Source organism: Streptomyces prasinopilosus (assembly GCF_001419695.1).
GTDB classification, from domain to species: Bacteria; Actinomycetota; Actinomycetes; order Streptomycetales; family Streptomycetaceae; genus Streptomyces; species Streptomyces prasinopilosus.
Genome location: NZ_LIRG01000375.1, coordinates 1 through 6,984 on the forward strand (window position 1 = coordinate 1; position 6,984 = coordinate 6,984).

Here is a 6,984-nt window from a genome sequence, read left to right on the forward strand (position 1 = left end):
TGCGCCGTCAGCTTCGCCCGCGAGAAGGCGAGGATGAAGTGCCGGCGCGCCCACAGCTCGCGGACGTAGTCGGGCAGGGTGGGGCGGGCGCCGCTGACCGTGAGCCCGTGGCGGGCGGCGAGGGCCGCGAGGTCGTCCTCGGCCGGGACCGGGCGGACCGGTGGGGAAGGCGGTGTGTGGAGGGCCTGGCTCACATCCGCTTCTTTCACTAGGGGGCGGGGGAGGGGGTGGCGGGGTGGTGCGATGCCGTGTTCCGCCCGGTGTTTCCCCGCGTGTCTCCGCGCGTTCACTTACGTCGGGACGGCACCGTATCGTCGCAACGTGAGCGTAGGCGGAATGTACGTCGTGACGCAACCGTTTCGTCGTGGCGTCCGGGGCCCGCGGCAGGCCCGCGGCAGGCCCGGGGACGGTCCGAGGCCGGTCCGGAGCGGGTCCGAGGCGGGCCCGGAGCACGCCGGGGGCGGTTCTGCGGTCCGTCCGGGATGTGTTCGGACCGCGTGCGGCCGGTGCCTGTCCGTGCCGGACCGGTGCACGTAGTGTCGTCGGAACGGGCCCGTATCGTCGTCACGCCCTATGCTGGTCCGCATGACGACGAACGCCGAGGAGTCCCAGCCGCGTCCGCGCCGCAGGGCTCCCGCCGGGGCGGCCGTACTGCGCGAGGACGTCACGGAGGCGATCCGGGCGGCCGTCTTCGAGGAGCTCGCGGCCGTCGGCTACGCGCGGATGTCCATCGAGGGCATCGCGCGCCGCGCGGGCGTCGGCAAGACCGCGGTGTACCGCCGCTGGCGCTCCAAACTGCACCTGGTCCTGGACCTGGTCTCCGCGCTCGCCGTCCAGGGACTGCCCACGCCGGACACCGGCTCCCTCGAGGGCGACCTGCGCCTGCTGTACGAGGTCACCTCACGCGCCCTGCGCCACCCCGTCGCCTCGCAGATCCTCCCCGACCTCCAGGCCGAGGCCGCCCGCAACCCCGACATCGCCGAGGCGCTGCAGAAGGCGCTGCGGGAGGGGCAGGACGGGGTCGCCAAGGGCATCGTCACGGCGGCGCAGGAGCGGGGCGAGGTGCGCCCCGGCGTCGACCACGACCTGGCCCTCGACCTGATCTCGGGTCCGCTGTACTGGCGCTCGGTGATCATCCGCAGCCCGAAACTCCCGAAGGGCTACCTGGCCGCCCTGACCAGGGCCACCGCGGCGGCGCTCAAGGCGCTGTAGGGCGGGACGGGGGATCCGCCCGGAGCGGATCCGGTGATCACCGGGAGGGAACGAGTACGCGTCGAGGGACCCCGCCGGCGCCCCGGCACGCACGGAACGCACCGGAACCGGTCGATCCGCGGCAACCGCCTGCCGGACCGGGGCGGCCGGGACGAGGATCGAGGCCGACACCGCTGACGAGAGGGGCACGGCCGTGCGGCACACGATGAACTTGTGGCGCCACGATCTCGGAGAGGTACCCGAGTCGGTCTGGCGGCGGACCGAACTCCGCGTGCTGATCCTGGCGGACAACGGGCTCACGGCCCTCCCGGCGGAGATCGGACGGCTGAGCCGGCTGAACACCCTGGACCTGGGCCACAACCTCCTCACGGAGGTGCCCGGAGAACTGGGCGCTCTGCCCGAGCTGAACGGCTGCCTCTACCTGCACGACAACCGGTTGTCCCGGCTCCCGGACGAGCTGGGGGACCTGACGCTGGTGCGTTACCTGAACGTCGGCGAGAACCTCCTCACCGCCCTTCCCGAGACCATCGGCGGCATGAGCGGCCTCGTCGAGCTCAGAGCACAGCATAACCGGCTCACCACGGTGCCCGACACGATCGGCCGACTCCGCGATCTGCGCGAGCTGTGGCTGCGGGGCAACGCGATCGGGCGCCTGCCCGCATCAGTGGCCGAACTGCGCCAGCTGCGCCACCTGGACCTCCGGGAGAACGCGCTCGCGGAACTGCCGGAGCAGTTGGCCGGACTCCCGCGACTGCGTCAGATCGACCTGCGGAGCAACCGCCTCGGCCGACTGCCGGACTGGCTCCCCCGGCTGACCTCGCTGGAGAAGCTGGACCTGCGGTGGAACGGGATCGATCCCTCGCACCCCCTGCTGGCCGAGCTGGAGCGACAGGGGTGTGTCGTGCTGACGTGAGCAGGACGACACGCGCGGCCGCACACCGGAGTGCCGTCGTTCCCCGGGAGCGTCGGCGAGCGGGGTGAGCACCGGACACCGCCGAGCCCCGTCGGTCGACGCCGGGGCCGGGCGGAACGAAGCCGGTCGGGCCCGCGGGGAGGGAGACGGACAGGGCGGTCGCCGCCCGTGGGCGCCCCGGGGCAGGAGCCGGGGATCAGCCGCCTCTCGCCGCCGGGTGCAGGCGCTGCCAGCCGGCCCAGGCCGAGGTGATCATGTCGTCGACGCCGTGGCGGGCCTTCCAGCCGAGTTCGGCGGCGGCGCGGTCGGCCGAGGCGACGACGTTCGCCGGGTCGCCGGGGCGGCGGGGGGCGACCGTGGGCGCGAGAGCGTGGCCGGTGAGGGCGTTGATGCGGTCGATCATGCCCCGGACCGAGACGCCCTCCCCGCGGCCGATGTTGAGGGTGAGGTCCCGGCCGGGCGCGGCGCGCAGGGCGCGCGCGGCGGCCACGTGGGCCTCGGCCAGGTCGACGACGTGGATGTAGTCGCGGACGCAGGTGCCGTCCGGGGTCGGGTAGTCGTCGCCGAACACCAGCGGGGGCGCGTTCTCGGTCAGCTTCTCGAACACCATGGGGACGAGGTTGGAGACCCCGGTGTCGGCGAGTTCGGGGCGCGCGGCGCCCGCCACGTTGAAGTAGCGCAGGGAGGCCGTGGACAGTCCGGTCGCCCGGCCCGTCGCGCGGACCAGCCACTCGCCGGCCAGCTTCGTCTCGCCGTACGGGGACATGGGCCGGCAGGGGGTCTCCTCGGTGACCAGTTCGGCACCGGTGGACGGCGCGCCGTACACCGCGGCCGAGGACGAGAAGACGAAGGACGACGCCGTGCCCGTCGCCGTCACCGCCTCCAGCAGGGCGCGCAGCCCCTCGACGTTCTCCCGGTAGTAGTGCAGGGGGCGCTCCACCGACTCGGCGACCTGCTTCTTCGCCGCCAGGTGCACGACGCCGGTGATCCCGTGGTCGGTGAGGGCGCGCGCCACCCGCTCGCCGTCCAGGACCGAGCCGACCACCAGCGGCACCCCGTCCGGCACGCGGTCGGGGATGCCGCTGGACAGGTCGTCGTACACCACGGCCCGTTCCCCCGCCTCGGCCATCGCGTGGACGACGTGCGCCCCGATGTAACCGGCGCCGCCGGTGATCAACCAGGTCATGTGCGGCCGTCCCCTCGTCATGGACCGTCGTGGTGGTGCGGGTGGTGCTTCGGTGGTGCCGTGGTGCGCGGCCGGCCGGTCGTCGTCCGGTCTCCACCGGTCGGCCGGTCCACCGGTCAACCGGTCGGCCGGTAGGCCGGTCGTGCGGTCTCCACCGTTCGGCAGGATCCTAGGCTTCGTTCGCCGCGGCCGTGTCCAGTGCGGTGGTGAGGTGGTCCAGGCGGGCCTTCAGGTCCTGGATCTCGTCGAGCCCGATTCCGGTCGAGGCGGCGATCCGGCGCGGGATGTCGAGGGCCCGCTCGCGCAGCGCGAGACCCTCCTCGGTGGGCCGCACCTCCACCGAGCGCTCGTCGCGCGCACTGCGCTCCCGGTGCACCAGGCCGGCCGCCTCCAGCCGCTTGAGCAGCGGGGACAGGGTGCCGGAGTCGAGCCGCAGGTGTTCGCCGAGCTTCCGCACGGGCAGTGTGCCGTGCTCCCAGAGGACCAGCATCACCAGGTACTGCGGGTAGGTGAGGCCGAGGTCCTTGAGCAGGACGCGGTACAGGCCGTTGAAGGCGCGCGAGGCGGACTGCAGGGAGAAGCAGACGTGCTGGTCGAGGCGGAGCATGCCGAGGGTGGATCCGGGCGGCGGGGTGCCGGCCGGGTCCGGGACCGGCACGGCTGCCGGCTCCGGGGAGGTGGCGACGGCCGGCTCCGGGGCCGGTCCGGGGTTCGGGCGCGGTGTCATGCCGCCAGGGTATCTCTTCCGGGGCATTTAGTTGCGCACAATTTAATTGCGTGCTCTACTTGAGGGGTGCGGAGGCCGGGACCCCGGACGGGACCGGGCCGCCCCACGACCACGATTCGAAAGGGAAGGGTTTCCCCATGGACGCGCTCTACACCGCTGTCGCCACCGCCACCCACGGCCGCGACGGCCGGACCGTCACCTCCGACGGCAAGCTGGACCTCGGCCTCAGCGCCCCCGTGGAGCTGGGCGGCAACGGCGAGGGCACCAACCCGGAGCAGCTGTTCGCCGCCGGTTACGCGGCCTGCTTCGGCAGTGCCCTCGGGCTGGTCGGCCGGTCCGCGAAGGTGGACGTCAGCGACGCCGCGGTGACCGCCGAGGTCGGCATCGGCAAGCAGGGGGAGGGCTTCGCGCTCGCCGTGACGCTCCGCGTCGAGCTGCCGGACAGCGTGGACCGGGAGACCGGCCGCAAGCTGGTCGAGCAGGCGCACCAGGTCTGCCCCTACTCCAACGCCACCCGCGGCAACATCCCGGTCGAGCTCGTCATCGAGTAGTCACCGGCCCCGGTCCCGGCCGGGCCCCCACCCCGGCGGACACCGGTCCGGCCCGGGTCCGGCACCGCGACGGGCCCCGGCGCGCACCGCGCGCGCCGGGGCCCGTACGCGTCGCCTCACTTCACCGCGCCCGCCATCACGCCGGAGACGAACTGCCGCTGGAAGGCGAAGAACACGGCCAGCGGAATCACCATCGAGATGAACGCGCCCGGCGCCAGCACGTCGATGTTGTTGCCGAACTGCCGTACCTGGGTCTGCAGGGCGACCGTGATCGGCTGGCTCCCGGAGTCCGTGAAGATCAGCGCGACCAGCATGTCGTTCCACACCCACAGGAACTGGAAGATGCCCAGCGAGGCGATCGCCGGCCCGCCCAACGGCATCACCACCCGCGCGAACAGGCGCAGTTCGCCGGCGCCGTCCAGCCGGGCCGCCTCCAGCAGCTCCCTCGGGATCTCCGCGAAGAAGTTGCGCAGCAGGAACACCGCGAACGGCAGGCCGAAGCCGACGTGGAAGAGGACCACGCCGACGAGCGAGCCGAAGACGCCGACGGCGCCGAAGAGTTCGGCGATCGGGATGAGCGCCACCTGCACCGGCACCACCAGCAGCCCCACCACGCCGAGGAACCACCAGTCCCGGCCGGGGAACTCCATCCAGGCGAAGGCGTATCCGGCGAGCGAGCCGATCACCACCACCAGCACCGTCGCCGGGACGGTGATGTACACCGTGTTCAGCAGGGAGCCGGTGATGTCGTCGTTCTCCAGCAGGGTCTCGTAGGCACCGAAGGTGAGCCGCGAGGGCTCGGTGAACACCGTCCACCAGCCGTCGGCGGCCATGTCCTGCGGGGTGCGCAGACTGGCCAGCAGCAGACCGACCGTCGGGACCAGCCAGAACAGGCCGACGACGATCAGGAACACCCGCACCAGGCCACCGCTGACCCACTCGGCCAGCCGGGAGCCGAGCGGCCGGGCGCCACGGGCCCCGGACCCCGACGGCCCCGGCACCGGTGCCCCGGACCCCGGCGGCCCGGACCCCGGCGCACCGGGATCCGGCAGCCCGGACGCGGACTCCGGCGCACCGGGCCCCGGCGTCCCGGACTTCGCCGGCCCGCCGCCCTCCGGACGTGAGTTCATCGCCTGACCTCCCGCCTCAGCCGCCGCACGTTGAACCACATCACCGGGATCACCAGGAGCAGCAGGAACACCGCGATCGCGCTGGCGATGCCCGGCTGGTCCTCGGAGAAGCCCTTGCGGTACAGCTCCAGCGCGAGGACGTTGGCGTCGTCCTGGGAGGAGCCGGGCGCGATGATGAAGACCAGGTCGAACACCTTGAGCACGTTGATCATCAGGGTGACGGTGACGACGGCGAGCACCGGCGCCAGCATCGGCACCGTGATCCGCCGGAAGACCTGCCACTCGTTGGCGCCGTCGACCCGCGCGGCCTCCAGCAGCTCCCGGGGCATGCCCGCGAGCCCGGCCGCGATCAGCACCATCGCGAAGCCCGCCCACATCCAGATGTACGAGCCGATGATGGCGGGCGTGACCAGTGACGGGCCCAGCCAGTCCAGGCCGTTGTACGGTTCCTGGAAGTTGCTCGCCGGCAGTCTCAGCCGTGCCCCGTCCGCCTTCGCCGACAGCGAGAACGTGCCGTCGGCGTCCGCCGTGGCCGTCTCCACCACCGTGCCGTCCTTGACGGCCTCGATCTTCATGCCGGGATAGCCCAGTTCCCCGGCGTCGACCTCGTTCAGCGTGCCGACGCCCTTGCCGCGGGTGAAGTCCTGCCAGGTGGTGCCGGTGATCCGGTCCGCCTGCGGCTCCGGCGCCGCCGCCCGCTCGGCGTCGNNCGACGCCGACCAGCGGCAGGGCGACGGTCTCGCCGACGCCCACCGTCGTCCGGGTGACGAAGGCGCCCCGGCCGGCCGCCTCCAGCGGCGACTCGCGGCCCGGGTGCGCCTTCGGGTACGCCGACGACTCGGCGAAGGTGTCGTGGACGCCCACCCACACCGCGTTCGCCACACCCTTGTCCGGGTCCTGGTCGTACACCAGGCGGAAGATGATGCCCGCCGCCAGCATCGAGATCGCCATCGGCATGAAGACGACCAGCTTGAACGCCGTGCCCCAGCGGATCCGTTCGGTCAGCACCGCGAAGACCAGGCCGAGCGCGGTGGCGACCGTCGGCGCGAACACCACCCAGATCACGTTGTTCTTCAGGGCGGTGCGGATGCCGTCGTCGGTGAACAGGGCCCGGTAGTTGTCGAGTCCGGTGAACCCGTCGCCGGACTGGTCGTAGAAGCTGCGGACGACGGAGTACCCGATCGGGTAGACCACGAGCGCACCGAGCAGCAGCAGCGCGGGCAGCAGGAACAGTGCCGCGACGGTCCTGCGGGTGCCGGTGACGC

7 protein-coding genes and 2 pseudogenes are annotated in these 6,984 nt (G+C 72.7%); 3 read left to right on the forward strand and 6 right to left on the reverse strand.

The window, feature by feature from the left end:
* A pseudogene (locus AOK18_RS16640) lies at positions 1-194 on the reverse strand (ABC transporter permease); the annotation flags it as partial.
* Positions 195-585: 391 nt separating this feature from the next.
* Here AOK18_RS16640 and AOK18_RS16645 point away from each other — a divergent pair.
* The gene (locus AOK18_RS16645; RefSeq protein ID WP_240503204.1) at positions 586-1,212 is read left to right on the forward strand and encodes a TetR/AcrR family transcriptional regulator; all 627 of its coding nucleotides are present in this window, start codon (positions 586-588) and stop codon (positions 1,210-1,212) included.
* Positions 1,213-1,405: 193 nt separating this feature from the next.
* Positions 1,406-2,125 (forward strand): leucine-rich repeat domain-containing protein, encoded by a 720-nt coding sequence (locus AOK18_RS16650; protein ID WP_240503205.1) that lies wholly within the window; start codon positions 1,406-1,408, stop codon positions 2,123-2,125.
* A gap of 196 nt (positions 2,126-2,321) precedes the next feature.
* Here the strand turns inward: AOK18_RS16650 and galE are convergent, their stop codons facing one another.
* A complete protein-coding gene (galE, locus tag AOK18_RS16655) occupies positions 2,322-3,311 on the reverse strand; it encodes a UDP-glucose 4-epimerase GalE (protein ID WP_055572005.1) in 990 nt (329 codons plus the stop codon).
* Between the two features lie 169 nt (positions 3,312-3,480).
* A complete protein-coding gene (locus AOK18_RS16660) occupies positions 3,481-3,918 on the reverse strand; it encodes a MarR family winged helix-turn-helix transcriptional regulator (protein ID WP_055572008.1) in 438 nt (145 codons plus the stop codon).
* Positions 3,919-4,175: 257 nt separating this feature from the next.
* On the opposite strand from AOK18_RS16660, the gene AOK18_RS16665 reads away from it, so the two are divergent.
* Positions 4,176-4,589, forward strand: coding sequence for an organic hydroperoxide resistance protein (locus AOK18_RS16665; protein ID WP_055694885.1), 414 nt, complete (start codon positions 4,176-4,178; stop codon positions 4,587-4,589).
* 116 nt (positions 4,590-4,705) lie between these two features.
* On the opposite strand, the gene AOK18_RS16670 is transcribed toward AOK18_RS16665, so the two are convergent.
* The 3 genes and pseudogenes from AOK18_RS16670 to AOK18_RS34390 form a co-directional block, all read right to left on the reverse strand.
* Positions 4,706-5,590, reverse strand: a complete 885-nt coding sequence (locus AOK18_RS16670) for a carbohydrate ABC transporter permease (RefSeq protein WP_055694887.1) — start codon at positions 5,588-5,590, stop codon at positions 4,706-4,708.
* Between the two features lie 125 nt (positions 5,591-5,715).
* Positions 5,716-6,427, reverse strand: a 712-nt coding sequence (locus tag AOK18_RS34385; RefSeq protein ID WP_240503207.1) for a carbohydrate ABC transporter permease, incomplete at its 5' end; no start/stop codon positions are given.
* Between the two features lie 2 nt (positions 6,428-6,429).
* A pseudogene (locus AOK18_RS34390) lies at positions 6,430-6,984 on the reverse strand (carbohydrate ABC transporter permease); the annotation flags it as partial.